The 25,370-nt window shown below is 62.9% G+C and carries 26 protein-coding genes and 2 rRNA genes (1 of these 28 running past the window's edge); 12 read left to right on the top strand and 16 right to left on the bottom strand.

The genetic code is table 11. From position 1 onward, the window contains the following. Positions 1-48: 48 nt before the first annotated feature. Together pyrE and rph are read right to left on the bottom strand one after the other, a co-directional pair. The gene (pyrE, locus tag EL255_RS00450; protein ID WP_042654450.1) at positions 49-702 is read right to left on the bottom strand and encodes an orotate phosphoribosyltransferase; all 654 of its coding nucleotides are present in this window, start codon (positions 700-702) and stop codon (positions 49-51) included. A gap of 87 nt (positions 703-789) precedes the next feature. Then, positions 790-1,506 carry a ribonuclease PH gene (rph, locus tag EL255_RS00445; protein WP_042654451.1) on the bottom strand — a complete coding sequence of 239 codons (717 nt, stop codon included), beginning with the start codon at positions 1,504-1,506 and terminating at the stop codon, positions 790-792. Positions 1,507-1,652: 146 nt separating this feature from the next. Between rph and EL255_RS00440 the strand changes: the two genes are divergently transcribed. Then, positions 1,653-2,516 carry a YicC/YloC family endoribonuclease gene (locus tag EL255_RS00440; protein ID WP_042654452.1) on the top strand — a complete coding sequence of 288 codons (864 nt, stop codon included), beginning with the start codon at positions 1,653-1,655 and terminating at the stop codon, positions 2,514-2,516. 79 nt (positions 2,517-2,595) lie between these two features. Here EL255_RS00440 and EL255_RS21285 read toward each other — a convergent pair whose 3' ends face one another. The 3 genes from EL255_RS21285 to waaF all read right to left on the bottom strand — a co-directional run bounded on the left by EL255_RS21285 (position 2,596) and on the right by waaF (position 5,708). After that, positions 2,596-3,114, bottom strand: coding sequence for a tetratricopeptide repeat protein (locus EL255_RS21285; RefSeq protein WP_048823180.1), 519 nt, complete (start codon positions 3,112-3,114; stop codon positions 2,596-2,598). A gap of 226 nt (positions 3,115-3,340) precedes the next feature. Beyond that, positions 3,341-4,606, bottom strand: a complete 1,266-nt coding sequence (waaA, locus tag EL255_RS00430) for a lipid IV(A) 3-deoxy-D-manno-octulosonic acid transferase (protein ID WP_042654453.1) — start codon at positions 4,604-4,606, stop codon at positions 3,341-3,343. A gap of 1 nt (position 4,607) precedes the next feature. Then, positions 4,608-5,708: a lipopolysaccharide heptosyltransferase II gene (gene waaF, locus EL255_RS00425; protein ID WP_042654454.1), complete on the bottom strand. Its 1,101-nt coding sequence runs from the start codon at positions 5,706-5,708 to the stop codon at positions 4,608-4,610. 217 nt (positions 5,709-5,925) lie between these two features. Between waaF and EL255_RS00420 the strand changes: the two genes are divergently transcribed. Next, positions 5,926-6,714, top strand: a complete 789-nt coding sequence (locus EL255_RS00420) for a glycosyltransferase family 2 protein (protein ID WP_042654482.1) — start codon at positions 5,926-5,928, stop codon at positions 6,712-6,714. A 62-nt stretch (positions 6,715-6,776) separates the two neighbouring features. Here EL255_RS00420 and EL255_RS00415 read toward each other — a convergent pair whose 3' ends face one another. Then, positions 6,777-7,823, bottom strand: coding sequence for a glycosyltransferase family 9 protein (locus EL255_RS00415; protein ID WP_042654455.1), 1,047 nt, complete (start codon positions 7,821-7,823; stop codon positions 6,777-6,779). Positions 7,824-7,991: 168 nt separating this feature from the next. On the opposite strand from EL255_RS00415, the gene coaD reads away from it, so the two are divergent. Then, positions 7,992-8,474 carry a pantetheine-phosphate adenylyltransferase gene (gene coaD / locus EL255_RS00410; RefSeq protein WP_042654456.1) on the top strand — a complete coding sequence of 161 codons (483 nt, stop codon included), beginning with the start codon at positions 7,992-7,994 and terminating at the stop codon, positions 8,472-8,474. A gap of 38 nt (positions 8,475-8,512) precedes the next feature. Here coaD and EL255_RS00405 read toward each other — a convergent pair whose 3' ends face one another. The 6 genes from EL255_RS00405 to radC form a co-directional block, all read right to left on the bottom strand. Next, entirely contained in the window at positions 8,513-9,379 is an 867-nt protein-coding gene (locus EL255_RS00405; RefSeq protein ID WP_084228390.1) for a VirK/YbjX family protein, read from the bottom strand. A gap of 176 nt (positions 9,380-9,555) precedes the next feature. Beyond that, positions 9,556-10,368 carry a bifunctional DNA-formamidopyrimidine glycosylase/DNA-(apurinic or apyrimidinic site) lyase gene (mutM, locus tag EL255_RS00400; RefSeq protein WP_042654458.1) on the bottom strand — a complete coding sequence of 271 codons (813 nt, stop codon included), beginning with the start codon at positions 10,366-10,368 and terminating at the stop codon, positions 9,556-9,558. Positions 10,369-10,396: 28 nt separating this feature from the next. Next, positions 10,397-10,852, bottom strand: a complete 456-nt coding sequence (locus EL255_RS00395; RefSeq protein ID WP_042654459.1) for a hypothetical protein — start codon at positions 10,850-10,852, stop codon at positions 10,397-10,399. Positions 10,853-10,945: 93 nt separating this feature from the next. Beyond that, positions 10,946-11,113 carry a 50S ribosomal protein L33 gene (gene rpmG / locus EL255_RS00390; protein ID WP_005323752.1) on the bottom strand — a complete coding sequence of 56 codons (168 nt, stop codon included), beginning with the start codon at positions 11,111-11,113 and terminating at the stop codon, positions 10,946-10,948. 11 nt (positions 11,114-11,124) lie between these two features. Then, a complete protein-coding gene (gene rpmB, locus EL255_RS00385; RefSeq protein ID WP_005307492.1) occupies positions 11,125-11,361 on the bottom strand; it encodes a 50S ribosomal protein L28 in 237 nt (78 codons plus the stop codon). A 139-nt stretch (positions 11,362-11,500) separates the two neighbouring features. Next, complete coding sequence (gene radC, locus EL255_RS00380; protein ID WP_042654460.1) at positions 11,501-12,175, bottom strand: RadC family protein; 675 nt, start codon at positions 12,173-12,175, stop codon at positions 11,501-11,503. Positions 12,176-12,322: 147 nt separating this feature from the next. On the opposite strand from radC, the gene coaBC reads away from it, so the two are divergent. The 5 genes from coaBC (at position 12,323) to EL255_RS00360 (ending at position 15,848) form a co-directional block, all read left to right on the top strand. Further along, entirely contained in the window at positions 12,323-13,525 is a 1,203-nt protein-coding gene (gene coaBC, locus EL255_RS00375) for a bifunctional phosphopantothenoylcysteine decarboxylase/phosphopantothenate--cysteine ligase CoaBC (protein ID WP_042654483.1), read from the top strand. Positions 13,526-13,623: 98 nt separating this feature from the next. Continuing rightward, complete coding sequence (gene dut, locus EL255_RS00370) at positions 13,624-14,082, top strand: dUTP diphosphatase (protein ID WP_042654461.1); 459 nt, start codon at positions 13,624-13,626, stop codon at positions 14,080-14,082. Positions 14,083-14,151: 69 nt separating this feature from the next. Further along, positions 14,152-14,748: a nucleoid occlusion factor SlmA gene (gene slmA, locus EL255_RS00365; RefSeq protein WP_042654462.1), complete on the top strand. Its 597-nt coding sequence runs from the start codon at positions 14,152-14,154 to the stop codon at positions 14,746-14,748. Continuing rightward, positions 14,663-14,857: a hypothetical protein gene (locus tag EL255_RS21765; RefSeq protein WP_408608791.1), complete on the top strand. Its 195-nt coding sequence runs from the start codon at positions 14,663-14,665 to the stop codon at positions 14,855-14,857. Before slmA ends, EL255_RS21765 begins: the two co-directional genes overlap by 86 nt. Before the next feature lie 154 nt (positions 14,858-15,011). Continuing rightward, positions 15,012-15,848, top strand: a complete 837-nt coding sequence (locus EL255_RS00360; protein ID WP_042654463.1) for a mechanosensitive ion channel domain-containing protein — start codon at positions 15,012-15,014, stop codon at positions 15,846-15,848. A gap of 140 nt (positions 15,849-15,988) precedes the next feature. On the opposite strand, the gene EL255_RS00355 is transcribed toward EL255_RS00360, so the two are convergent. Next, positions 15,989-16,177: a hypothetical protein gene (locus EL255_RS00355; RefSeq protein WP_042654464.1), complete on the bottom strand. Its 189-nt coding sequence runs from the start codon at positions 16,175-16,177 to the stop codon at positions 15,989-15,991. Between the two features lie 408 nt (positions 16,178-16,585). Between EL255_RS00355 and pgi the strand changes: the two genes are divergently transcribed. Next, positions 16,586-18,235, top strand: a complete 1,650-nt coding sequence (gene pgi / locus EL255_RS00350) for a glucose-6-phosphate isomerase (RefSeq protein ID WP_042654465.1) — start codon at positions 16,586-16,588, stop codon at positions 18,233-18,235. 235 nt (positions 18,236-18,470) lie between these two features. Here the strand turns inward: pgi and ilvC are convergent, their stop codons facing one another. Next, positions 18,471-19,952, bottom strand: coding sequence for a ketol-acid reductoisomerase (ilvC, locus tag EL255_RS00345; RefSeq protein WP_042654466.1), 1,482 nt, complete (start codon positions 19,950-19,952; stop codon positions 18,471-18,473). A gap of 230 nt (positions 19,953-20,182) precedes the next feature. On the opposite strand from ilvC, the gene ilvY reads away from it, so the two are divergent. From ilvY to EL255_RS00330, 3 genes are all read left to right on the top strand, one after another. Next, a complete protein-coding gene (gene ilvY / locus EL255_RS00340; RefSeq protein ID WP_042654467.1) occupies positions 20,183-21,073 on the top strand; it encodes an HTH-type transcriptional activator IlvY in 891 nt (296 codons plus the stop codon). Positions 21,074-21,202: 129 nt separating this feature from the next. Beyond that, positions 21,203-21,394: a hypothetical protein gene (locus EL255_RS00335; protein WP_042654468.1), complete on the top strand. Its 192-nt coding sequence runs from the start codon at positions 21,203-21,205 to the stop codon at positions 21,392-21,394. 91 nt (positions 21,395-21,485) lie between these two features. Continuing rightward, on the top strand, positions 21,486-24,059 hold the full coding sequence (locus tag EL255_RS00330; RefSeq protein ID WP_042654469.1) for a bifunctional acetate--CoA ligase family protein/GNAT family N-acetyltransferase: 2,574 nt from the start codon (positions 21,486-21,488) through the stop codon (positions 24,057-24,059). A 125-nt stretch (positions 24,060-24,184) separates the two neighbouring features. Here EL255_RS00330 and rrf read toward each other — a convergent pair. Together rrf and EL255_RS00320 are read right to left on the bottom strand one after the other, a co-directional pair. Beyond that, positions 24,185-24,299 (bottom strand): 5S ribosomal RNA (gene rrf / locus EL255_RS00325). A gap of 124 nt (positions 24,300-24,423) precedes the next feature. Beyond that, positions 24,424-25,370, bottom strand: a 23S ribosomal RNA gene (locus EL255_RS00320); it runs 1,943 nt beyond the window's last position.

Here is a 25,370-nt window from a genome sequence, read left to right as displayed (position 1 = left end):
AAAAAACGGCGCCAAAAGGCGCCGCATTTAACACTCCGGAGACGGCGATCAGATGCCGTACTGGGCACGGTAGGCCTTCATGGCCGCCAGCTGCTCGGCCAGCGCGGGCTGCTCTGCCTGCTTCTCTTCCAGATACTTGATCAGATCCCCCATCTGGATGATGGCGATGATGTGGGCGCCGTAGTCGCGCTCCACTTCTTGAATGGCGGAGAGCTCGCCCTTGCCCTTCTCCTGGCGATCCAGCGCGATCAGCACGCCGGCCAGGGAGGCACCGTTGGCCTGGATCAGATCCATGGACTCGCGGATGGCTGTGCCGGCGGTGATGACGTCATCCACCAGCATGATGCGCCCCTTGAGCGGGCTGCCCACCAGGTTGCCGCCCTCGCCGTGATCCTTGGCCTCCTTGCGGTTGAAGCACCAGGGCACGTCCACATCGTGCTGCTCCACCAGCTGCACCGCGGTGGCGGAGGCGATGGGGATCCCCTTGTAGGCCGGGCCAAACAGCACGTCGAACTCGATCCCGGCATCCATCAGGGCGGCGGCGTAGAAGCGACCGAGGCGGGCCAGATCGCGACCGCTGTTGAACAGGCCGGCGTTGAAGAAGTAGGGGCTCTTGCGGCCGGATTTCAGGGTGAACTCACCGAATTTGAGAACCTGCTTCTCCAGGGCGAACTCGATAAATTGACGCTGGTAGGCTTTCATTCTGGCTCCTTGCGGGTGTCGTCTTTGCACATTGTGGGGGTAAAAGTCATAGGCATAAAAAACGCGGCCAATGCCGCGTTTTCAAAATCAGGAGAGCGACTGCTTCTGCAGCGCTATGATGTCGTCGATGCCGCCCTTGGCGAGCGCCAGCATGGCCAGCAGCTCCTCGTGGGTGAAGGGCTCGCCCTCGGCGGTGCCCTGCACCTCTATGATGCGGCCATCTTCGGTCATCACCACGTTCATGTCGGTCTCGGCGGCGGAGTCCTCGAGGTACTCCAGATCGCAGATGGCTTCCCCTTGGAAGATGCCGACGGAGACAGCCGCGATCATGTGCTTGAGCGGGCTCTGCTTGAGCAGACCCTTCTCCACCATCCAGTTCAGCGCGTCCACCAGCGCCACACAGGCACCTGTGATGGCGGCGGTGCGGGTGCCACCGTCGGCCTGCAGCACGTCACAGTCCACCGTGATGGAGTGCTCGCCCAGGGCGGTCAGGTCCACGGCGGCGCGCAGGGAGCGGGCGATCAGCCGGGAGATCTCCAGGGTGCGACCACTCTGCTTGCCGGCGGCGGCTTCACGGTTCATGCGCGAATGGGTGGAGCGCGGCAGCATGCCGTACTCGGCGGTGACCCAGCCCTGGCCCTTGCCCTTCAGGAAGCGCGGCACGCTGGTGTCGACGCTGGCGGTGCAGAGTACGCGGGTGCTGCCGAACTCCACCAGTACCGAGCCTTCTGCATGTTTGGTGAAGTGGCGGGTGATGGTAACCGGGCGCACTTGCGCGGCACTGCGATCGCTGGGACGGGACATGGGACTGACCTCTGGGCTGGCTGAATTGGCGCAGGAGTATAAGCCATCCCAGCCCAAATATCAGCCGCTAAAACCACGCTGTCGGCTGACGGGGCAAGCCTGGCTGAGTATACTGGCCCCACACTTCATCAAGCCCGGAACTATCAATGATTCACAGCATGACCGCCTACGCCCGCAAGGAATTCAAGGGCGACTGGGGCACAGCCGTTTGGGAAATTCGTTCGGTCAACCAGCGCTATCTGGAAACCTACATCCGCCTGCCCGAGCAGCTGCGCAGCCTGGAGCCGGTGCTGCGTGAGCGTTTCCGTGCCAAGCTGCAGCGCGGCAAGGTGGAGTGCAACCTGCGGTTCGAGGCGGCCCAGGCTGCCGCCAGCCAGCTGCACATCAATGAAGAGCTGGCCAAACTGATCATCGACAGCGCCAACTGGGTGATGAAAGAGGCCGGTCAGGGCCAGCTCAACCCGGTCGACGTGCTGCGCTGGCCCGGCGTCATGGCTGCCGCCGAGCAGGACATGGACGCGGTCGCCACCGAGCTGCTCGGCGGCTTTGATCAGACCATGGAAGACTTCCTCGCCTCCCGCGCCAGCGAAGGGACCAACCTCAAGGCGCTGATCGAGCAGCGTCTGGACGGCATCCAGGTGGAAGTGAAGAAGGTACGGGTACACCTGCCGCAGATCATTGAGTGGCAGCGCCAGAAGCTCACCGACCGCCTGACCGAGGCCAAGGTCGAGCTGGATCCGGCCCGCATCGAGCAGGAAATCGTGCTGCTGGCCCAGAAGATCGACGTGGCCGAGGAGCTGGATCGCCTGGAGATGCACATCAGCGAGACCATCAAGATCATGAAGAAGGGCGGCGCCTGTGGCCGTCGCCTCGACTTCATGATGCAGGAGTTCAACCGCGAGTCGAACACGCTGGGCTCCAAGTCCATCAACGCCGAGGTGACCCAGTCCGCGGTCGAGCTGAAGGTCCTCATCGAGCAGATGCGCGAGCAGATCCAGAACATCGAGTGATCGCTTCGGTTGCCGAACTGATTGAAAAGCCCTTGTTAACAAGGGCTTTTTTGTGGGTGTCGTGGCTCGCGATACCAAGTCAACCGCCGAGCAGGAAGGAGGAGCTCGGCTTCTTCGGCTGGGGCGCCGCCCTCAGCGCGGCGGACAGATCGTCAGCCTCCTCGCATCGCCCGCACAGGCCCTGCAAGATCCGCAGCTGCTCCTGCGCCTTCTGGGGTTCACCATTTTGCAGATAGGCCTCCCCCAGATACTCGTGGGCGCCGCGGTGCTCCGGATCTAGCCTCAGCGCCTTGTCGTAATAGGGAAAGGCCTGCGCCAACCGGCCAGACTTGCGGGCCACGTAGCCTGACCAGTTCCAGACGTCGGCGGAGTTGGCCGCGTCCTGGCGCAGATCCCGCAACAGCGCCTCGGCCTGCTGCCATTGCTGCGCCCCGACCAGCTGCTCGACCCGCTGCAACTGCCGCTGGGTCGACGACGAGCCTGATCCACCGTCCCCGCTGCTCCCTCCACCACTGCTGCCGCCGCCCCCTGCCGCCAGCGCCAGGCCGCTGCTGCTGAAGCACAGGATGCCCACCAACAATATGCTCAGGACTTTCATGACTCGCCTCCACAGGTTCGATATCAGGATCCCAACTACTAGGTTAGACCCCTCTTGGGCCCGAATAAGCGAGGCCGGGCAGCCATGGTGCAACTGACCAGCCCCGGGAGCAGAGGCAAGGAAATGGCAGGCACCAGGATACCGGCAGGCGAAGCACGCAGTGAGGGGGGAAAGAGAGAACCGCGGCGGCGGGTGATAAGGGCCGACGGCTTGCCGGCCCCGGGGGTCAGTCGTTTTCCAGGCTGGCGAGGCAGTGGGACAGGGTGCGCGCCAGCGCCCCCTGATTGCGCAGCACCACGGCGCGGGCCTGCTCGCCCATCTGGCGGCGGGCACCGCCATCGCTGAGCAGCTCGCTCACCTTGTCGCCGAGGGCGGCGGCGTCCGCCACCAGGGCGGCACCGCCCTGAGCCACCAGCTGGCGGGTGATGTCGCTGAAATTGAAGTAGGCAGGACCGGTCAGGCAGGGCTTGCCGAGCGCCGCCGGCTCCAGCAGGTTGTGGCCGCCGACGGGCACCAGGCTGCCACCGACGAAGGCCAGATCGGCCGCCGCCAGCATCAGCGGCAGCTCGCCCATGGTGTCCCCCAGGTAGACCTGATCGGTGGCCCTGATCGATGCCGCGCTGGTGCGCCGCACGCAGCCATAGGGGGCGCACAGCTCGGCCACCCGATCGAAACGCTCGGGATGGCGCGGCACCAGGATCAGCAGCGCCTCGGGATGAGTGCGCAGCACCCGCTCGAAGGCGGTCAGCACCTGCTCGTCCTCGCCCTGATGGGTGCTGGCGGCGATCCACACCGGGCGCGCCTCCCCCAAGGTCTGGCGCAGGCTGTGGCCCTTGGCCAGCAGCTCGTCCCCCAGCTGGATATCGAACTTGATGGAGCCGGTCACCGCCAGCCGCTCGCGCCCCAGCCCAAGCCGATGGAAGCGATCCGCGTCGTCCTGATGCTGGCAGAGCAGGTGGGTCAGCGGCCGGCTGAGGGCATCGAACGCCCCCTGGAAACGGGCATAACGCTGGCAGGATCGCTCGGAGAGGCGAGCATTGAGGATGGTCACCGGCAGGTGGTGTGCCTCGCAGGCGGCCAGCCAGTTCGGCCACAGCTCGGTCTCCATCACCCAGAGGGCGCGGGGCTGGAAGCGCTTGAGGAAGGCCGCGATCGCCCAGGGGTAGTCGAGGGGCGCGTAGCGATGCACCACCAGCTCGCCGAGCCTGGCCGCCTGTTCGGCACCGGTGCGGGTGGTGGTGGTGAGCAGAATGGGCAGATCCGGCCGCTCGGCCTTGAGGGCACGGATGAAGGGGGTGATGGCGAGGGTCTCGCCCACGCTGACCGCGTGGATCCAGAGTGGCGCCTCCTGCCCGCTGGCGGGAGAGCGACCCAGATGTTCGGCCCAGCGTGCCCCGAAGCCCGGCTTGCCCTTCTTCGGCCGGTAGAGCGCCAGCAGCGCCAGCGGCAAGCCCAAATGGATCAGCAGGTTGTAGAGCAGCCGGTACCCCATGCTACTGGCCCTGTCCCGAGCCGGCGGCACCGTCGTTGACCGGTTGCAGCGCGATGACCAGCTCCGCCGACTCGCCCCGCTCCAAGCGTTTACCCGCCTCAATTACCTGCTCCGGCATCAGCTCGATCAGGCACTTGAGGTGGCCAAACTTGCAGATGCGCTTGAAGCAGGGGCGGCATTCGATGTCGGTGTGCACTATCTCGACCCGATCCGCCAGTGGCGGCGTGTAGAGCGGCGAGGTGGAACCATAGACGCCGATCAGCGGCCGGTTGAGGGCGGCGGCGACGTGCATCAGGCCGGAGTCGTTGGCGATGACCCGACCGGCCAGTGCCATCAGATCGATCGCCTCGTGCAGGCTGGTCTTGCCCGCCAGCACGTGGCAGTTGGAGCGCGACAGCGGATTGATCCGATCGCGGATGGTGTTGGCCACCTCCACATCCTTGCCGGAGCCGAAGATCCACACCTGCCAGCCCTCATCCAGATGCTTCTGGGCCACCACGGCGTAGTGCCCCTCAGGCCAGCGCTTGGCCGGCCCGAACTCGGCCCCCGGACAGAGCACCAGCACAGGGCGGGCGCGATCCAGCCCGAGCCGCACCAGCGCCTTGTCCTGGTTGATGAGGTCCACATGGAGGGAGGGATGGGGAATGGTCGGGATGTCGGTCCGGCTCTTCATCTGCGCCTTGGGATAGGCCAGCGCCAGATAGGCCTCCACCATCAGCGGGAAGGCCTTCTTGTTGCTGCGCAGATCGTTGAGCAGGCCGAAGCGGTGCTCCCCCTTCCAGCCGGTACGCACCGGGATGTTGGCAAACCAGGGGATCAGCGCCGACTTCATGGAGTTGGGCTGGATGATGGCCTGATCGTACTGCTCGGCGGCCAGCTGCTTGCCGAGCCGGCGGCGGGCCCCCAGCTTGAAGTCGCCGTGGCCGAGCGGCATGGGAATCGCCTTGTCCACCTCGGGCATCCGCTCCAGCAGGGCTACACACCAGGCCGGGGCCATCACATGCAGCTCGCTGTCGGGGTGATTGGCCTTGATCGCCTTGTAGAGGCTCTGGGACATCACCATGTCGCCGACCCAGGAGGGGCCGATCACCAATATCTTCATCTCACGCGTCTCTTGGGCCAAGCCCTGCGGTTAATCGTTGCTGGGCGAGATTATGCCCCAAGAATGGCCGAAGATCCCCGATAACCCGCTCAGCACATGCCAAAAGGACATGCCCGAACCTGGTCGCAGACCCATGCTCCGGCCGGTGTTTTAGGCTAGAATGGGCGCCAATCTGAGCATGACCCGCCCGCCGGGCGCCAACGAGAGCCCTGAACCCGTGAAAAAACCGACCCTGGCGGCCGTCCTGATCGTCAAGAATGAAGCCGACAACCTGCGCGCCTGCCTCGCCTCCCTCGAAGATCTGGTGGACGAGATCGTCATCCTGGACTCCGGCAGCCAGGACGAGACCCCCGCCATCGCCGCCGAATTCGGCGCTCGCTTCTTCGTCAACGCCCAGTGGCCCGGCTTCGGCCGCCAGCGCCGCCTCGCCCAGTCCCACGTCCAGTCGGAATGGGTGCTGTGGCTGGACGCGGACGAGCGGCTCACCCCCGAACTGAGAGCGGCCATCGCCACCGTCATGGCCAACCCGGCCCAGGACACCATCTACTCCCTGCCACGCCTCTCCTGGGTGTTCGGCCGCTTCATCCGCCACAGCGGCTGGTATCCGGATCGGGTGCTGCGCCTCTATCCCAAGGCGCTGACCAGCTACAACGAGGTGCTGGTGCACGAGAAGGTGGAGGTGCGCGCCAACATGAAGATAGTCAACCTGCACGGCGACCTGCTTCACTTCACCTATCGGGATCTTGAGCACTATCTGGTGAAGTCAGCCGGTTACGCCAGGGCCTGGGCCGATCAGCGCACCGTCCGCGGCAAGAAAGGCTCCCTCGGCCAGGGGCTGGTGCATGCGCTGGGTTGCTTCCTGAAGATGTACCTGCTCAAGGCCGGCTTCCTCGATGGCAAGCAGGGTCTGCTGCTGGCCATCCTCTCCGCCCACTCCACCTTCGTGAAGTACGCGGATCTCTGGATCCGGCAGCAGCCCCAGGCGCCGGACCAAGCGGACAAGTAACGCCGGCCCCAACCGGATAAACCAGCATGATGAAACAGGGCCCGCGAGGGCCCTGTTGCTGTCTATCCGTTTTTCTCCTGCCAGAACGGCGAGGCCCAGCGGGCGATCGCCGCCGCCATGGTCTTGGGATCGAGCTGGCTCATGTCATCCGGGTGATCGCTGTCTTCCGGCGGGCTGAACGCCAGATGGCGCCCCTCACTGTTGAGCGGCCGCCAGCGCAGGGGGGTGGCGGAGCGGTGGGCCGGGAAGAAGCCGATGGTCGGCACGTCCAGCGCCGCGGCTATGTGCAGCGGCCCCGTGCTGCCCGCCACGAACAGGGCGGCGTTGGCCATCACCTGGCAGAACTTGGGCAGCCCCTCGTCGGAGCGGTAGATCCAGCCGTTGCCGCCGTGGGCCAGCAGTTCCGCCGCCAGCTGCTCGGCCTTGCCCTCCTCCCCCGGTCCCGCAGTCAGCACGCACTGCAACTCGGGGCAGGCCTGGTTGAGCTTGATGATGAGCCGCGAGTACTGTTCGATGGAGAGGTTGTTGGCCGAGCCACCGCTGCCGGCATGGACCATCAGCCAGGGTCGGCTGGCGTCCAGCTTCAGCCGGCTGGCGACCTGCTCGCGCACCTGCTGCAGGCTCTGCTCATCGAAGCTGAGGTAGGGAGCCTGCGGCTCCACCACGCTCTGTTGCTGATCGGCGAGGAAGCGGCGCACCAGGTCCAGGTTGTATTCGTACTCCGGCTTCTGGGAGCGGGAGCGGCGCTGGATCAGGCGCTGGTTGTAGAGCACCTGGGCCAGCTTGGTGGCGGGCGCCAGCCGGTAAGGGATGTGCGCCTTCCACACCAGCATGGCGTTGCGGGAGTTGGAAAAGAGGCAGATGGACGCATCGAAGGCAGCGGCCTTGATGCGGGCCTGCAAGGCCCGTTGCTGTTCCTTGTCGGCCCGGGCCCCCGGGTCCAGGATGATCTCGTCGATCCAGGGGCAGAGGCGGGCCAGCGGCGCCGTGTAGGCAGGCACCAGGGCAGTCACATGACAATCCATGGAGCGCTTGAGCATGGCAAAGCTCGGCCAGGCCAGCATGAAGTCGCCAATCTTGTCATTGCGTACTACCAGAATGCGTTTCATAAGAAATCCCTATGCTTCCTGTCACCAATGCAGGAAGGCTTGATGCGCGGTGCCGGTATTCTTGCCTGATGCACTGCTATTCTCAAGCGATGACTCAGTCGCGGTCGCGACAAAACCTCAACAGCCCCTATAATGCGACCAAATTTCCCGGTTGCAGGACTCAACAGCATGACCAACAAGGTAATTTATCCCGGCACCTTCGACCCCATCACCAATGGCCATACCGACCTGATTGGCCGGGCCGCCAGGCTGTTTGACGAGGTGGTGGTCGGGGTGGCCAACAGCCCGAGCAAGCGACCGCTGTTCGATCTGGCAGAACGTGTCCAACTTGCTCGCCAGGTGACCGCCCATCTGCCCAACGTCAAGGTGGTCGGCTTCTCCGGCCTGTTGGTGGATTTTGCCAGGGAGCAGCAGGCCAACGTGCTGATCCGGGGCCTGCGCGCCGTCTCCGACTTCGAGTACGAGTTCCAGCTGGCCAACATGAACCGTCGCCTGATGCCGGAGCTGGAGAGCGTCTTCCTCACCCCGGCGGAGGAGAACTCCTTCATCTCCTCCACCCTGGTGAAGGAGGTCGCCCTGCACGGTGGCGACATTCACCAGTTCGTCGATCCCCTCGTCGCCAAGGCGATTGCCGCCAAGCGAGGCAAGTGACGACCAGTGGCCCGTCATAGCCAGCCAGGGCCCTGGCGTCAGCTCAGGGCCTGACGGCAGGCCAGCTGCAACTCGTCGAGCCAGGCGTAGCGGCGCCGGTACATGGCGCGCTTCTTGGCCGCGATCTCCTCCAGCGGTTTGCGCACCACCGGCTGCAACCGCACGAAGTTGGCGTCCTGCGAGATAGCGCCGAACTCCTGCCACAGCTCGTCATAATCCGCCTGCAGACAGGCTCTCTTCTTCTTGCTGTAGCGCTTGGCCTGGAAGATATGCGCCTTCATCCGCACCGCCGAGACACGCGCGGCCCCCATCGCCTCGGCCAGCGCCAGCACCATCATCACCACCAGCGACTTGGGCCTCAGGCCATGGCCCGCCTTGGTCAGCGCCCGCACCTGCTGTTGCGGCTGCGAAACGCCGGGTTCTGGCCCCTGCACCGAACCTATCACCAGCGCCAGCTCGGTGCTGCTGCCGGCCAGCGAGAAGGCGCAGCTGTAGAGCCGCTCGCCCCGCGCGTTGACGATGGAGAGGGCCAGCTCGGCCTCGCGGCGGAAGGTGCCATCGTGGCGCAGCACGATGCGATGCTCACTGTCGGGGTAACGGCCGAGTTCGATCCCCTCCCCCAGATAGAGCGGGTCGATCTGCGCCGGGTAGCGGGCCAGCAGCAGCCGATAGTGTGCCTCCACCATCTCGACCCGCTGCTGCACGGTCGAGCAGGCGAAGCGATAGGGTCGCATCGGCTTGTCGAGCAACTCGGGATGCTGGGCGGGGAGGGCCCGCAGGGGTTCTGCCTGGAACAGTTCGAACACCCGGCTCAGCTGTGGCCGGTAGAGCAGGCTGCGCAGCACGAACTTGCCGCGATTGAAGGTCTTGCGGGCGCTGTCGTCGGGGTAGAGGAAGCGGGCCATTTTTTGGGCGCAATAGTGCCCCTGCCGGGATAAATGATCCCAGTCCATTGATTTTGCTGTCATTTTATTATCTCTTCTGCGTGTACAGCGAGATACTAGTCAGCGACAGCCGGGGCTTCAACAGACTGGAAATACGTCGTTACAACTTCGCCGCGTCTACCCCCAAATGGTCCGGATCAGCGCTGGCAATGAGAACAGAACACTGTTGTACGCTGCCCCAGCCGCACTTCGCTGAGCAGGGTATGGCACTGGTAGCAGGGCTGGCCGCCGCGGCCATAGACCTGCAACTGCTGCACGAAATAGCCGGGCTTGCCATCGGCGCTGGTGAAATCCTTGAGGGTGGTGCCCCCCTGCTGGATGGCGGCGGCCAGCACCCGCTTGATCTCGGCCACCAGGGTCGCCAGCCGCTCGGCGCTGATGTTGCCCGCGGCCCGTTTGGGGTGAATGCCGGCGGCGTAGAGCGCCTCGTTGGCGTAGATGTTGCCCACCCCGACCACCACGTGATTGTCCATCAGGAAGGTCTTGATGGTGGTGCTGCGCCCCTTGGCGCGCCCCTGCAGGTACTCGGCACTGAAGGCCTCGGTGAGCGGCTCAGGGCCGAGTTTGGCCAGCAGCGCATGGGCCTCGGCCGGCTCGCGGGTCCACAGCAGGGCCCCGAAGCGGCGCGGATCGTTGAGCCGCAGCAGCTTGCCGTTGGCGAGCTCGATATCCACGTGATCGTGCTTCTCGGCCGGGGTGCCGATGTCCAGCACCCGCAGGCTGCCGGACATGCCGAGATGCAGGATGGCGGTGCCGAAGTCGGTCTCCAGCAGCAGGTACTTGGCGCGGCGGCTGACCCGGTTGATGCACAGATCCACCAGCTCCTGGATCTCGCCGGGCACCGGCCAGCGCAAGCGCCCGTCCCGCACCACCACGCGCGTCACCTTGATGCCGGTGAGCCAGGGGGAGATACCCTGGCGGCTGACTTCGACTTCCGGTAATTCAGGCATAAATGGCTCTCACGCTAATGAGTGTGGATCAGGGGGTTGGCCGCAGCAGGCTGCGGTATTGCGCCTGGCTCAGGCTGAGCCAGGTTGAGGGGGGCAGCAGGGCGGCAAACTTGCCGCTGTCCTGATAGAGCCCCAGCTCGATCGGATCGCTCTGGCCGGCGATCCACACCTTGAGGGTGACAGGGGTGCCGCGCACGGCGTCGCCGGGTGGCAGCAACCAGCCTTGCCACGCCTCGATATGGGCGGCCAGCTGGGCGCTGCTCAGCCCCAGATCCGGCCCGCTGCGCCAGCCCTGGCCGATGCGTTCTATCTGCCAGCTCGGGCCTTGCCAGGTCAGCACCACGGCGGCGTCCGGCAACAGGGGCCGCGGCCGTTGGGCGCTGTTCTCCTGCTGGGCCTGCTCCAACCGGTGCAGCAGGGTGATCACGATCAGCACCACCACGATGATCACGTTATTCCAGCCTTTACGGCTCAATTTGAACATGACAAGCCTCCCTTTCAACCGGCAGTGTACTGAATTCCGGCCATAAAAAAACCCGGCACGAAGCCGGGCTTTTGGGAATGCAGCATCAAGTAATTACTTGATTTTGCCTTCCTTGTAGATCACATGCTGACGAATCACGGGATCAAACTTTTTGATCTCCATTTTTTCGGGCATGGTGCGCTTGTTCTTGGTAGTGGTATAGAAGTGACCAGTACCGGCGCTGGAGTTCAGACGAATCTTATCGCGAATACCTTTAGCCATGATCTAATTCCTTATACCTTAACGCCGCTGGCACGCAGTTCAGCCAGAACCACTTCAACGCCGCGCTTGTCGATGATACGCATGCCTTTTGCGGATACGCGCAGGCTCACGAAGCGTTTTTCACTCTCAACCCAAAAACGGTGAGTGTGCAGGTTCGGCAGGAAACGACGCTTGGTCGCGTTGTTAGCGTGCGAACGGTTGTTACCAACTGCCGGGCGCTTGCCGGTTACTTGGCATACTCTAGACATGTCAGTCTCTCCAAATCTTACTTCATTATTGCTCGAGCAAATATCTGCCCCGCTGGCCTTCGATTGCGGGGCAAACAGAAGGCGGCATTTTATACAGCATCCGTGATCAAAGATCAACTAATACAGTGCCAGAGCCCAGTTACAACCAACCACGCTCTGCGAAAGAAACCGTGATGCCATCACCGATCACCAAGTGATCCAGCACTCTGATATCGATCAGGGCCAAGGCGGCCAAGATCCGATCCGTGAGTTGGCGGTCGGCCCGACTGGGCTCGGCTACGCCGGACGGGTGATTATGCGCCAGAATCACGGCGGCTGCATTATGTTTGAGCGCGATCTGCACGATTTCTCTGGGCCAGACGCTCGCCGAATCGAGGGTGCCGTAGAAAAGTTCAACGAATTGAATGACTCTATGCTGGTTGTCCAGCAGCAACAGGGCGAACACCTCCCGCGGTCTATCCCGCAGCTGGGCCTGCAGATAATCCCGGGTCAGCTGGGGCGAGGTGAGCGCATCCCCCCGTTGCAACTGCTCGGCCAGATGGCGCTTGCCCATCTCCAGCACCGCCTGCAACTGGGCGTACTTGGCAGGCCCCAGTCCGTGGGCGCTGCAGAAGCTCTGCTGCTCGGCGCCGAGCAGTGCCCGCAGCGAGCCAAACTGCTGCAACAGCTGGCGGGAGAGGTCCACCGCACTCAGTCCGTTGACCCCGGTACGCAGGAAGATGGCCAGCAATTCGGCATCGGACAGTACCCCCGCCCCCCGCCGCAACAGCTTCTCTCTCGGGCGTTCCTCCTCCGGCCACTCCTTGATGCTCATTTGTCTCTCCCTCATCCCTATTGAGAGAAACCATAGCAAAAAATCACGGGAGCCCGACCACAACTCCCCCATGTCAGCCTCTGTCGTCGCCCGTCGCCTGTGGTATCTTAGCCGACCAGTCAGAGTGAGCCGGAAGAGATGCAGCAGATGAGATTGGCCGATAAACGCATCCTGTTGGGTGTCAGTGGCGGGATCGCCGCCTACAAGAGTGCCGAGCTGGTACGCCGCCTGAAAGATCAGGGGGCAGAGGTGCGCGTGGTGATGACCCGCTCCGCCAAGGAGTTCATCACCCCGCTGACCCTGCAGGCGGTCTCCGGCCACCCGGTCGCCGACAGCCTGCTGGATCCCGCTGCCGAGGCGGGCATGGGCCACATCGAGCTGGCCAAGTGGGCCGATCTGGTGCTGATCGCCCCCGCCAGCGCCAATCTGATGGCGCGCATGGCCGCCGGCATGGCCGACGAGCTGCTGACCACCCTCTGCCTGGCGACGCCGGCACCGGTGGCGCTGGCCCCGGCCATGAACCAGCAGATGTATCGCAACGCCGCCACTCAGGCCAACCTCGATACCCTGGCCAGCCGTGGCATCCTGCTGTGGGGGCCGGACTCCGGCAGCCAGGCCTGTGGTGATGTCGGCCCAGGCCGGATGCTGGATCCCCTCGAACTGGTCGAACGCTGCTGCCAGCAGCTTGCCGCCGAGCCGTTGCTGGCGGGCGTCAAACTGCTGCTCACCGCCGGGCCGACCCGCGAGGCACTGGATCCGGTGCGCTACATCAGCAACCACAGCTCCGGCAAGATGGGCTATGCCATCGCCCGCGCTGCCCGTGAGGCGGGCGCCGAGGTGACGCTGGTGAGCGGCCCGGTCACCCTGGCCGCCCCCCAGGGGGTGGAACGGGTCGAGGTGGAGAGCGCCGAGCAGATGCACCAGGCGGTGATGAGCCGAGTTGCCGAGTGCGACCTCTTCATCGGCTGCGCCGCCGTGGCGGACTATCGCCCGGAGCGGGTCGCCGAGCAGAAGATCAAGAAGACCGGTGGCAACGACCAGATGCTGCTGACCCTGGTCAAGAATCCCGACATCATCGCCGCCGTGGGGGCGCTGCCGAACAAGCCCTTCACCGTCGGATTTGCCGCCGAAACCGTGGATGTGGAACAATACGCCCTCGATAAACTGCAGCGAAAACGGCTGGATATGATCGCCGCCAACGACGTGTCCCGCGCAGGCCAAGGCTTCAATGCCGATGACAACGCCCTGACCGTCTTCTGGCAAGGGGGTCAAGCCGCCCTGCCCCTGGCCGATAAGCTGACGCTGGCTCGTCATCTCATTGCCCTGATTGCACGCCACTATCGACCCTGAGCCCCGGCCCATTCCAACTGACGAAAGATTCATGACGGCGCAGATTGCATTGAAAATTCTGGGCGTCCACACAAGCACTCATTGAAAACGAACGATTCATGAACACACAAATTGAACTGAAAATCCTGGATGCCCGCATCGGCACCGAATTCCCGCTGCCTGCCTACGCCACACCGGGTTCTGCCGGCATGGATCTGCGCGCCCTGCTGGATGCGCCGCTGACCCTGGCACCGGGGGACACCAGCCTGGTGCCGACCGGCCTCGCCATTCACATCCAGGATCCGGGCCTGTGCGCCACCATACTGCCCCGCTCCGGCCTCGGCCATAAGCACGGCATAGTGCTCGGCAACCTGGTCGGCCTCATCGATTCCGACTACCAGGGCCAGCTGATGGTCTCGGTCTGGAATCGCGGCAACGACAGCTTCACCATGCAGCCCGGCGAGCGCATCGCCCAGCTGGTGATCCTGCCGGTGGTGCAGGCCAGCTTCCAGCTGGTCGACGAATTCAATCAGAGTGAACGGGGTGAAGGCGGGTTTGGTTCCTCTGGTCGCCAATAACAGACCACACCAGTCCTCGTGACCGGTGCCTAATAACGGAATCAAGCCATTGTTTTTTTAGGGGAATCCATGGCAAGCAGTAACCAGAAACAGAGTCGGCGCGATCAGATCCTGCAGGCACTCGCCCATATGCTGGAAAGCAGCCCGGGCCAGCGCATCACCACGGCCCGTCTGGCGGCCGAGGTGGGCGTGTCCGAGGCCGCCCTCTATCGACATTTTCCCAGCAAGGCGCGGATGTTCGAGGGGCTGATCGACTTTATCGAGGATTCCCTGCTGTCACGGGTCAACCTGATCATGGCCGAGGAGAAGGACACCATGGCCCGCTGCCACCACATCTTGCAGCTGCTGCTGGTGTTCGCCGAGCGTAATCCCGGCATCACCCGCATCCTCAACGGCGATGCCCTGCTGGGCGAGCACGATCGGCTGCGAGATCGCATCAGCACCCTGTTCGACAAGCTGGAGACCCAGCTCAAACAGGCGCTGCGCGAGAAGCGGCTGCGGGAAGGCCAGGGTTTCCAGCTCGACGAGACCATGCTGGCCAACCTGCTGCTGGCCTATGCCGAGGGGCGGATCAGTCAGTTTGTCCGCTCCGAGTTCAAACTCAAACCCACCGCCGGGTTTGAAGACCAGTGGCAATTCATGCGCAGCCAGCTGCTGCAGAGCTGAGCCAAAGGGGCGGATCAGCCAGTTTGTCCGCTCCGAGTTCAAACTCAAACCCACCGCCGGGTTCGAGGATCAGTGGCAATTCATGCGCAGCCAGCTGCTGCAAAGCTGAGCCAACCGGGATTGAACAAAGAGGGAGGCCTTGGCCTCCCTTGTTTTTTGTGGCAGCTTTCTATGGCACAAAATAAGCACCAGATGCGACCCAGGTTGTCGCGTCCCGGTGTTAGATTCATGCGCCATAAACCTTTATACCAACAGGATATCCTATGGAACCCGAGATCATCACAGAAGCACAGACCTGGTTGACCAATAACCAGGGGCTGATCATCGAGTACGCGGTCAATATCGCCGCCGCTCTGCTCACCCTGCTGATCGGTTACATCGCCGCCAACATCCTCAGCGGTGGCGTGGTCAAGGTGATGCAGACCCGCAAGCTGGATACTACCGTGACCCACTTCGTCGGCAGCATCCTCAAGTACACCATCCTGGTGTTCGTGGTGATCGCCGCCCTCGGCCGGGTCGGGGTACAGACCGCCTCCTTCGTCGCCATCATAGGTGCCGCCGGTCTGGCCATCGGTCTGGCGCTGCAAGGCTCCCTCTCCAACTTTGCCGCCGGTTTCCTGCTGATCATCTTCCGCCCCATCAAGGCGGGCGAGTTCATCGAAGTGGCCGGCACCGCGGGCGTGGTGCAGTCGGTGCAACTGTTCACCACCACTCTCACCTCCGGTGACAACAAGATGGTGGTGGTGCCGAACTCCGCCATCCTCAACGGCACCATAGTCAACTACTCCCGCATGGATACCCGTCGGGTCGACATGACCTTCGGCATCGGCTACGGCTCTGACCTGCGCAAGGCCAAACAGATCCTGGAGCAACTGGTCAACGAGGAGCCGCGCATCCTGAAGGATCCGGAAGCCGTCATCGCCGTCGCCGCCCTGGCCGACTCCGCGGTCAACATAGTGGTGCGCCCCTGGGTCAAGACCGCCGACTACTGGGGTGTCTGGTTCGACTTCCACGAGAAGGTGAAGCTGGCCTTCGATGCCGAAGGCGTCGAGATCCCCTTCCCGCAGATGGTCATGCACATGCAAAAGTCCCAGGCCTGAATCCAGACCTGATGACGACAATGCCAGCCTCCGGGCTGGCATTGTCGTTTTCGGGCCCCGGGCGTGGCCATAAAAAATCCGGCCACCGGGGCCGGAGATAAGCCAGTCACTATCACCCGCGGCCTCGGGCCGGCGAGCCCTCACACCAGCCGGCGGGCGACCCGGTTGAGCAGCGGCTGCACCAGCACATAGCCTCCCAGCACGGCGGCCATCACGGCCAGCACCCGCATCTCCAGGGTCGGGGCGGCGCTGGTCAGCACCAGGGTCAGCAGGCCGATGAGGCCGGTGGCGATCAGGCTAAGGGCAAACAGGGATAAAGCGCGTTTCATGTCGATCTCCTCGTTCCAACAACATTGGCCATCCCTGGGAGACTCGTCCATCTGGCTCAGATGATAACCAGCCGTTGGCGGGGTAAAGTTGCGTTTGCTCATAAAATAGACGGAAAGATGCCTCTCCATGCCTGCTTTGAAGCGGAGGCAAGGCCGATCTGCCCACACCCTGCACTGAAAGCCCTTTCAGCCGGACGAGGCCGGGGAAGCATGCGCAAGCGCAAGATCTGATGGCCCCTGCTGACTCATAATCGCAGCGTTTTGGATGTAAACTCCTTCGATGACAGACAATTGGTAAAGCTCTGTTACACGGGCCACACGCAGGGCTCGGTATAATGTTCGAATAATAAGGTTTGGCGGGAGCCTTGCCTGCAAGGTTCAAACACAACTTGGAATCTCAGGAATCCTATGAAAAACATCAATCCAACCCAGACCAAGGCCTGGCAGGCCCTGGAAACCCACTTCGCGGCTCACAAAGAGACCCGGCTCAAGGATCTGTTCGCACAGGATCCCCAGCGTTTCGACAAGTTCTCCCTCACCTTCGGCGGTGACATCCTGGTCGACTACTCCAAGAACCTGATCACCGAAGAGACCCTCAAGCTGCTGGTGGATCTGGCCAAAGAGACCGACCTGCGCAGCGCCATCGACGCCATGTTCAACGGCGACAAGATCAACATGACCGAGGGGCGCTCCGTGCTGCACGTGGCCCTGCGCAACCGCTCCGATCGCCCGATCGAGTGCGATGGCAAGGACGTGATGCCGGAAGTGAACGCCGTGCTGGCCAAGATGAAGGGCTTCTGCGAGAAGGTAATCGGAGGCGAGTGGAAGGGTTATACCGGCAAGGCGATCCAGCATGTGGTCAACATCGGTATCGGTGGCTCTGACCTCGGCCCCGTGATGATTACCGAGGCACTGCGCCCGTACAAAAACCACCTGCAGATGCATTTCGTCTCCAACGTCGATGGCACCCACATCGCCGAGACCCTGAAGAAGATCGATCCGGAAACCACCCTGTTCCTGGTGGCCTCCAAGACCTTCACCACCCAGGAGACCATGACCAACGCCCTGACCGCCCGCGACTGGTTCATCAAGATCGCCGGTGACAAGGCCCACGTCGCCAAGCACTTCGCCGCGCTCTCCACCAACGGCAAGGCCGTGGCCGAGTTCGGTATCGATACCGCGAACATGTTCGAGTTCTGGGACTGGGTCGGCGGCCGTTACTCCTCCTGGTCTGCCATCGGCATGCCCATCGCCCTGTCGATCGGTTTCGAGAATTTCGAGGCCCTGCTGCAAGGCGCCTTCGAGATGGACATGCACTTCGCCACCGCCTCCTACGAGCAGAACGTACCTGTGTTGCTGGCGCTGATCGGCCTCTGGTACAACAACTTTTATGGCGCAGAGTCCGAGGCCATACTGCCGTACGATCAGTACATGCACCGCTTCCCTGCCTACTTCCAGCAGGGCAACATGGAGTCCAACGGCAAGCAGGTGGATCGCAACGGCAAGCCGGTGGACTACCAGACCGGCCCCATCATCTGGGGTGAGCCGGGCACCAACGGCCAGCACGCCTTCTATCAGCTGATCCACCAGGGCACCAAGCTGATCCCCTGTGACTTCCTGGCCCCGGCCATCAGCCACAACCCCATCGGCGACCACCATCCGAAACTGCTGGCGAACTTCTTCGCCCAGACCGAGGCGCTGGCCTTCGGCAAGAGCAAGGAACAGGTCGAGGCCGAGTTCCTGGCCGCCGGCAAGACGCTGGAGCAGGTCAAGGATCTGGTACCGTTCAAGGTGTTCGAAGGCAACCGCCCGACCAACAGCATACTGTTCAAGAGCCTGACCCCGAAGACGCTGGGTGCCCTGATCGCCATGTACGAGCACAAGATCTTCGTGCAGGGCGCCATCCTGAACATCTTCAGCTTCGATCAGTGGGGCGTGGAGCTGGGCAAACAGCTGGCCAACAAGATCCTGCCGGAGCTCAACACCGAGGCGGCGGTCACCAGCCACGACTGCTCCACCAACGGCCTGATCAACACCTGGAAAGCCTGGAAAGCCTGATTTCCGGTGCTTGCCTGAATGCAAAAGCCCCGCTCGATGAGCGGGGCTTTTTTGTGGCCGATAACCGGCTTGTTTGCATACTCCGGGCACCTGGCCAGGTGTCTAAGCCAGCCAGCAGGCGGGGATCGTCACCCCCACCCCGATGAAGCTTAACCGCCGACGGCGATGCGCTTCATGTCTTTCATCTATAACAACGCAGGGTCTGACAAGGGCATGGTTACGGGCCGCAGCCTCATTAGCCACCGACAGCGATACGTTTCATATCCTTCATGTAGCCACGCAGGGTCTGGCCGATCTGCTCGATGGGGTGGCTGCGGGTCGCCTCGTTGGCGGCCAGCAGGGCCTGGTTGTCGATCCCCTTGCTCTCGGCACGGGAGCTGCCCAGATCGCCGGCCTGCAGGGTCGGCATGAAGTGCTCGCGCAGCAAGGGCACGGCGGCGTTGGCGAACAGGTAGTTGCCGTATTCGGCGGTATCCGAGATCACCACGTTCATCTCATACAGACGCTTGCGAGCAACGGTGTTGGCGATGAGCGGCAGCTCGTGCAGGGATTCGTAGTAGGCGGACTCTTCATAGATGCCGGAGGCCACCATGGTCTCGAACGCCAGCTCCACCCCCGCCTTGACCATGGCCACCATGACCACGCCGTTGTCGAAGTACTCCTGCTCGGCGATCTTGCCCGCATAAGCCGGGGCATTCTCGAAGGCGGACTGGCCGGTCTCTTCGCGCCAGCCGAACAGCTTGGCGTCATCCTCGGCCCAGTCGGCCATCATGCCGCGGGAGAACTCACCGGCGATGATGTCATCCATGTGCTTCTCGAACAGCGGACGCATCAGGGTGCGCAGCTGCTCGGACAGCTCGAAGGCACGCAGCTTGGCCGGGTTGGAGAGGCGGTCCATCATCAGACTGATGCCACCCTGCTTCAGGGCCTCGGTGATGGTCTCCCAGCCGAACTGGATCAGCTTGCCGGCGTAGGCCGGATCCGTCCCCTCGGCGACCAGCTTGTCATAGCACAGCAGGGAGCCGGCCTGCAGCATGCCGCACAAGATGGTCTGCTCGCCCATCAGGTCGGATTTCACTTCCGCCACGAAGGAGGATTCCAGCACCCCGGCGCGATCGCCGCCGGTGGCGGAGGCCCAGGCCTTGGCGATGGCCATGCCCTCACCCTGGGGATCGTTCTCCGGGTGTACCGCGAGCAGGGTCGGCACGCCGAAGCCACGCTTGTACTCTTCACGCACCTCGGTACCCGGGCACTTGGGAGCGACCATGACCACTGTGATGTCGGCGCGGATCTGTTGACCCTCTTCCACCACGTTGAAGCCGTGGGAGTAACCCAGGGCCGCGCCCTGCTTCATCAGCGGCATCACGGTTTTCACCACGTCGGCGTGCTGCTTGTCCGGAGTCAGGTTCAGCACCAGATCGGCGCTCGGGATCAGCTCTTCATAGGTGCCGACCACGAAGCCGTTGTCGGTCGCCTTCTGCCAGGAGGCACGTTTCTCGGTGATGGCGGCCTTGCGCAGGGCGTAGGAGATGTCCAGCCCGGAGTCGCGCATGTTCAGGCCCTGGTTCAGACCCTGGGCGCCACAACCCACAATCACCACCTTCTTGCCCTTGAGCGCCGCACAACCGTCAGCGAACTCTTCGCGCTGCATGAAACGACACTTGCCCAGCTGGGCCAACTGCTGACGCAGGTTCAGGGTGTTGAAATAATTAGCCATGGTGATTGCTCCGTTCGATTGATTCCATGCCGGATGGCGGCGTTGTCTGAACCACTATAGCGCGGGACACTTATTGCCTGAACTGATATATTCGGAACAGTACGTTGCAGAAATTGAAAGATGATTCTGCGCAATCTCAGGCGGGATCTCCCCCAGTTCGGCAAGAGCGCCGGAGGGGTTGTTGCCTGAGCTGAACAATTCGGCACCCGATGCCGTTGCAGGAATGAAAGATGGACCTTCGCAATCTCGAGCTGTTTCTCCACCTCGCCGACTCCCTTCACTTCGGCAAGAGCGCCGATGCCATGGCGGTCAGCCCCTCCACCCTGAGCCGCGCCATCCAGCGGCTGGAGCAGGAAACCGGCTGCGTGCTGTTCGAGCGGGACAACCGCAGCGTGCGGCTCACCTCCGCCGGCGAGAAGCTGCGGGAGTTCGGCGGTAGCCTGCTGCAGGAGTGGCGCCGGCTCAAGCAGGAGCTCAAGCGCAGCGACGAACCGCTGCAGGGTCGACTGCGGGTGTTCTGCTCGGTCACCGCCAGCTATTTTCTGCTGCCCGAGGTGCTGGAACGCTTCCGCCGCCGCTATCCCCAGCTCGAGATCAAGCTCGAGACCGGCGACCCGGCGCTGGCGGTGGACAAGATCCTGGCCGACGAGGCCGATCTCGCCATCGCAGCGAGGCCGGATGCCCTCTCCGCCAAGCTGGAGTTTGCCAGCCTGCAGCAGGTGCCGCTGGTGTTTATCGCGCCACGCAATGCCCCCCAACCGAACCAGTGGTTCCTGCAGGGCGAGCCGGACTGGGAGCGGCTGCCGCTGATCCTCTCCGAGCAGGGACTGGCTCGCAAACGCTGTGACCAGTGGTTTCGCAACAAGGGCATAGCCCCCAACATCTACGCCGAGGTCGCCGGCAACGAGGGCATAGTCGCCATGGTGGCGCTCGGCTTCGGGGTGGGTCTGGTGCCTGCCGCCGTGATCGATCACAGTCCCATGGGGGACAAGGTGCGTATCGTCGAGCCCAAACCCACCCTCAAGCCGTTCGACGTGGGCATCGCCGTGCTCAAGAAGCGGCTGGAAGAGCCGCTGATCCGCGCCTTCTGGGATACGGCTCGCGGCCACCCCCTGCGCTGAGGGAAGGATCAGGCCCGGCAAGCGCAGACGGGATGGCGCTCCTATCAGGTGTCAGATGTGTCAGTAGGAAAGTACCCGCTAAGAGCGGAGACTTGCCCGACGAGCACATCAGCCACAGAGGAGCACGCCGTGAGCCAGCATCTTGTCGAGATCAAGGGGTCCATCCTGTTTGAAGAGTATCTGCAGAGCCTTGGCGTCCGCCGTTGCCCGCTCGATCGGGAGCAGGAGATCTATCTGCAGGATCGGCACCTGGCCACCATCAGGCGCATTCAGGGGGAACTGCGGTTCTACCTGAGAGCCAACGCCCTGGTCCGGCCATGATCCGCAATCGGTCACAGAACATACCCTGAAAGCGTATTAGACTGGCACCATCCGTCACCCTCGCCTCCGGGGGTCGCCATGAGGAGTGCCCATGAAACCAAGCGGCCTGGATCGGCTCTTCAAACCCCAATCGATTGCCGTCATCGGCGCCTCGACCGACCCGCAGAAGGCGGGCCATGTGGTGATCAGGCACCTGCTCGCGGGTCAGTTCAAGGGCCCCATACTGCCGGTCAGCCCCCACAGCCAGGCCATCGCCGGCGTGCTCGCCTATCCCGATATCCCCAGCCTGCCGCTGTCCCCCGACCTTGCCATCGTCTGCACCCGGCGCGAGCGGGTACTGCCACTCATCGAGGAGCTCGGCAAGAAGGGCACAGGCGCCGCCATCATACTGGCCGCCCAGTTCTCCGCCGAGGATCGCCATCAGTTGCAGAGGCTGTGCCGCCAATACGGCATCCGCCTGCTCGGCCCCAACAGCATGGGCATGCTCTTGCCGGGGCAGGGCATCAACGCCAGCTTCTCCCCCATCGCCGCCACCCCAGGGCAGGTGGCCTTCCTCTCCCAGTCGGCGGCGGTCAGCACCACCATCCTCGACTGGGCCAAACAGCGGGAGATCGGTTTCTCGGCCTTCGTCTCCCTCGGGGATCATTGCGACATCGACTTTGGCCAGCTGCTGGATCAGCTCTCCCGCGACGGCTCGACCCGCGCCATCCTGATCTACATGGACAAGCTGCACGATGCCCGCCACTTCCTCTCGGCCGCCCGCGCCGCCTCGCGCAACAAGCCGATCCTGGTGCTCAAGAGCGGTCGCCACGATCCGGCCAACGGGCTCGACAACGTCTACGACGCGGCCATCCGCCGGGCCGGCATGCTGCGGGTACGGGATACCCATGAGCTGTTTGCCACCGTCGAGACCCTCAGCCACTCCTTGACCCTCAAGGGGGAGCGGCTCGCCATCCTCTCCAACGGCCGTGGGCTGGCCAACATGGCCGCCGATGTGCTGCTGGAGCGCGGTGGCAAGCTGGCCATGCCGCCGCAAGACATCGGCAGCGATGCGGATGTCGATGCCTACCGGCAGGCGCTGGATGCCTTGCTGCAGGGGGACGGCGCCGACGCCATCCTGCTGATCCATGCCCCCTCCCTCACCGCACGGGGCGCCGCCTTGGCTGGCAACCTGATCGACTTTATCAAGCAGCATCCCAGAGCCAGGCGTTTCAACATCCTGACCAACTGGGCCGGGGAATACTCGGCGCAAGCCGGCCGCCGCCTGTTCAATGAGGCGGGCATTCCCACCTATCGCACCCCGGAGAGTGCCGTCACCGCCTTCATGCACATGGTGGAATATCGCCGCAACCAGAAGCAGCTGATGGAAACCCCCGCCTCCCTGCAAGCTGGCCAACTCGATGTCGAACGCTGCCAGCAGCTGATCCAGCAGGCGCTGGATCGCAAGCAACGGGTGCTCGATACCCACCTGGTTCACCCCATCATGCAGGCCGCCGGGCTCTCCACCCTGCCAACCTGGATCGTCTCGGACGCCATCGAGGCAGCGCTGACCGCAGAGCAGATCGGTTATCCGGTAGCCGTGAAGCTGCGCTCGCCGGATATCACCCATAAGTCCGAGGTACACGGTGTCATGCTGAACCTGCGCACCTCGGCCGAGGTGGCCCAGGCGGCGGATGCCATCCTGGACCGGGTCCGTCAGCACGATCCGGGGGCCCGCATCGAAGGCCTGCTGGTGCAGCGCATGGCAAAACGCAGCGGTGGACTCGAGCTGCGCATCCGCCTGCAGCAGGATCCCGTCTTCGGCCCCGTCATCCTGCTCGGTGAATCCGGCGCCGCTCCACACGAGATGGTCGCCGCCCTGCCGCCGCTCAACCAGGCGCTGGCCCGCTACCAGATCATCGGCGCCCTCAAGCAGGGCAAGATCCGCGAGCAAGCCAGTCCGGCGCGGCTCGATATCGATGCCCTCGGCCGGGTGCTGTGTCAGCTGTCGGAGCTGCTGCTGGCCTTCCCCGAGATCCAGGAGCTCGATCTACATCCACTGCAGGCCTGCGCCGACGAGATGGTGATCCTGGATGCCAGGCTCGTCTTGCTGGCGGAGGGCCAGCAGGCACTCCCCCTAGCCATTCGCCCCTATCCCACCGAGCTGGAGGAGGGGGCCTGGCTCAAGGATCAGAGCCATGTCCTGCTGCGCCCAATCCGGCCGGAGGACGAACCAGCCCACAAGCAGTTCGTGCTCAAGGTCTCCGATGAAGACAGGTACAAGCGTTTCTTCGCCGATGTGGGGGAGCTGGGCCACGAGGAACTGGCCCGCATGACCCAGATCGACTACGACCGGGAGATGGCCTTCGTCGCCGTGGGACAGGATGGCGCCTTCAACCAGCAGATCCTGGGGGTGGTGCGCGCCATCTCCAACCCGGATCTGTCCGATGCGGAATTTGCCATTCTGATCCGCTCGGACCTGAAAGGTATGGGGCTGGGCAAGCTGATGATGGAGAAGATAGTCCGCTACGCCAGGGAGCGTGGCATCGGCCAGCTCTCCGGCATGACCATGCCCAGCAATCGCGGCATGATCAATCTGGCCAAGCGGCTGGGTTTTCAGATCGACATCCAGCTGGAAGACGGGGTGGTCAATATGGCGCTGCCCTGCGCAGATAAAGGCATATAAAGGCATATAAAGGCAGGAAGCAGTAAGCAGTAAGCAGTATATGGATTGGCCGCGCATCAGACGAAAACGGCCAATTTCAGGCAATAAAAAAGCCCGCTCGATTGAGCGGGCTTCTTCAATTGGGAGCCTGGCAGTGTCCTACTCTCGCATGGCGAATGCCACACTACCATCGGCGCTACCGCGTTTCACTTCTGAGTTCGGCATGGGATCAGGTGGTTCCACGGCGCTATGGCCGCCAGGCAAAAACTTCAATCTCGGAAAGCTGACGTGAATAACGACTAAGCGCTTAGCTTGGTCACTATCACTGAATTAAGTAAGTAGTTCTTCATCTGCTACAAGGCCCAGAACACTTCTTGGGTGTTGTATGGTTAAGCCTCACGGGTAATTAGTATGGGTTAGCTCAACACGTCGCCGCGCTTACACACCCCACCTATCAACGTTGTGGTCTCCAACGGCCCTTTAGGACCCTCAAGGGGTCAGGGATGACTCATCTCAGGGCTCGCTTCCCGCTTAGATGCTTTCAGCGGTTATCGATTCCGAACTTAGCTACCGGGCAGTGCCACTGGCGTGACAACCCGAACACCAGAGGTTCGTTCACTCCGGTCCTCTCGTACTAGGAGCAACTCCCTTCAATCATCCAACGCCCACGGCAGATAGGGACCGAACTGTCTCACGACGTTCTGAACCCAGCTCGCGTACCACTTTAAATGGCGAACAGCCATACCCTTGGGACCGACTTCAGCCCCAGGATGTGATGAGCCGACATCGAGGTGCCAAACACCGCCGTCGATATGAACTCTTGGGCGGTATCAGCCTGTTATCCCCGGAGTACCTTTTATCCGTTGAGCGATGGCCCTTCCATTCAGAACCACCGGATCACTATGACCTACTTTCGTACCTGCTCGACCTGTCCGTCTCGCAGTTAAGCTGGCTTATGCCATTGCACTAACCTCCTGATGTCCGACCAGGATTAGCCAACCTTCGTGCTCCTCCGTTACTCTTTGGGAGGAGACCGCCCCAGTCAAACTACCCACCAGGCACTGTCCGCGAGCCCGATTCAGGGCCCTGCGTTAGAACATCAAACATACAAGGGTGGTATTTCAAGGACGGCTCCAGCGCAACTGGCGTCACGCCTTCAAAGCCTCCCACCTATCCTACACATGTAGGTTCAATGTTCAGTGCCAAGCTGTAGTAAAGGTTCACGGGGTCTTTCCGTCTAGCCGCGGGTACACCGCATCTTCACGGCGAATTCGATTTCACTGAGTCTCGGGTGGAGACAGCATGGCCATGGTTACACCATTCGTGCAGGTC

It is taken from the genome of Aeromonas encheleia (assembly GCF_900637545.1).
GTDB lineage: Bacteria > Pseudomonadota > Gammaproteobacteria > Enterobacterales > Aeromonadaceae > Aeromonas > Aeromonas encheleia.
The sequence above is the reverse complement of the archived record's forward strand: the minus strand, read 5'-3'. Positions and strand labels throughout refer to the sequence as shown.

What these genes read in the sequence shown, in the direction of transcription:
- ilvY (WP_042654467.1), top strand. Translation starts at nt 20,183, where the DNA reads ATGGACCTTCGCAATCTCGAGCTGTTTCTCCACCTCGCCGACTCCCTT.
- pyrE (WP_042654450.1), bottom strand. Translation starts at nt 702, where the DNA reads ATGAAAGCCTACCAGCGTCAATTTATCGAGTTCGCCCTGGAGAAGCAG.
- EL255_RS00360 (WP_042654463.1), top strand. Translation starts at nt 15,012, where the DNA reads ATGGAACCCGAGATCATCACAGAAGCACAGACCTGGTTGACCAATAAC.
- EL255_RS00405 (WP_084228390.1), bottom strand. Translation starts at nt 9,379, where the DNA reads ATGGCCCGCTTCCTCTACCCCGACGACAGCGCCCGCAAGACCTTCAAT.
- pgi (WP_042654465.1), top strand. Translation starts at nt 16,586, where the DNA reads ATGAAAAACATCAATCCAACCCAGACCAAGGCCTGGCAGGCCCTGGAA.
- mutM (WP_042654458.1), bottom strand. Translation starts at nt 10,368, where the DNA reads ATGCCTGAATTACCGGAAGTCGAAGTCAGCCGCCAGGGTATCTCCCCC.
- slmA (WP_042654462.1), top strand. Translation starts at nt 14,152, where the DNA reads ATGGCAAGCAGTAACCAGAAACAGAGTCGGCGCGATCAGATCCTGCAG.
- waaF (WP_042654454.1), bottom strand. Translation starts at nt 5,708, where the DNA reads ATGAAGATATTGGTGATCGGCCCCTCCTGGGTCGGCGACATGGTGATG.
- EL255_RS21285 (WP_048823180.1), bottom strand. Translation starts at nt 3,114, where the DNA reads ATGAAAGTCCTGAGCATATTGTTGGTGGGCATCCTGTGCTTCAGCAGC.
- rph (WP_042654451.1), bottom strand. Translation starts at nt 1,506, where the DNA reads ATGTCCCGTCCCAGCGATCGCAGTGCCGCGCAAGTGCGCCCGGTTACC.
- EL255_RS00330 (WP_042654469.1), top strand. Translation starts at nt 21,486, where the DNA reads ATGAAACCAAGCGGCCTGGATCGGCTCTTCAAACCCCAATCGATTGCC.
- rpmB (WP_005307492.1), bottom strand. Translation starts at nt 11,361, where the DNA reads ATGTCTAGAGTATGCCAAGTAACCGGCAAGCGCCCGGCAGTTGGTAAC.
- ilvC (WP_042654466.1), bottom strand. Translation starts at nt 19,952, where the DNA reads ATGGCTAATTATTTCAACACCCTGAACCTGCGTCAGCAGTTGGCCCAG.
- waaA (WP_042654453.1), bottom strand. Translation starts at nt 4,606, where the DNA reads ATGGGGTACCGGCTGCTCTACAACCTGCTGATCCATTTGGGCTTGCCG.
- dut (WP_042654461.1), top strand. Translation starts at nt 13,624, where the DNA reads ATGAACACACAAATTGAACTGAAAATCCTGGATGCCCGCATCGGCACC.
- rpmG (WP_005323752.1), bottom strand. Translation starts at nt 11,113, where the DNA reads ATGGCTAAAGGTATTCGCGATAAGATTCGTCTGAACTCCAGCGCCGGT.
- EL255_RS00355 (WP_042654464.1), bottom strand. Translation starts at nt 16,177, where the DNA reads ATGAAACGCGCTTTATCCCTGTTTGCCCTTAGCCTGATCGCCACCGGC.
- coaD (WP_042654456.1), top strand. Translation starts at nt 7,992, where the DNA reads ATGACCAACAAGGTAATTTATCCCGGCACCTTCGACCCCATCACCAAT.
- coaBC (WP_042654483.1), top strand. Translation starts at nt 12,323, where the DNA reads ATGAGATTGGCCGATAAACGCATCCTGTTGGGTGTCAGTGGCGGGATC.
- radC (WP_042654460.1), bottom strand. Translation starts at nt 12,175, where the DNA reads ATGAGCATCAAGGAGTGGCCGGAGGAGGAACGCCCGAGAGAGAAGCTG.
- EL255_RS00415 (WP_042654455.1), bottom strand. Translation starts at nt 7,823, where the DNA reads ATGAAACGCATTCTGGTAGTACGCAATGACAAGATTGGCGACTTCATG.
- EL255_RS00440 (WP_042654452.1), top strand. Translation starts at nt 1,653, where the DNA reads ATGATTCACAGCATGACCGCCTACGCCCGCAAGGAATTCAAGGGCGAC.
- EL255_RS00395 (WP_042654459.1), bottom strand. Translation starts at nt 10,852, where the DNA reads ATGTTCAAATTGAGCCGTAAAGGCTGGAATAACGTGATCATCGTGGTG.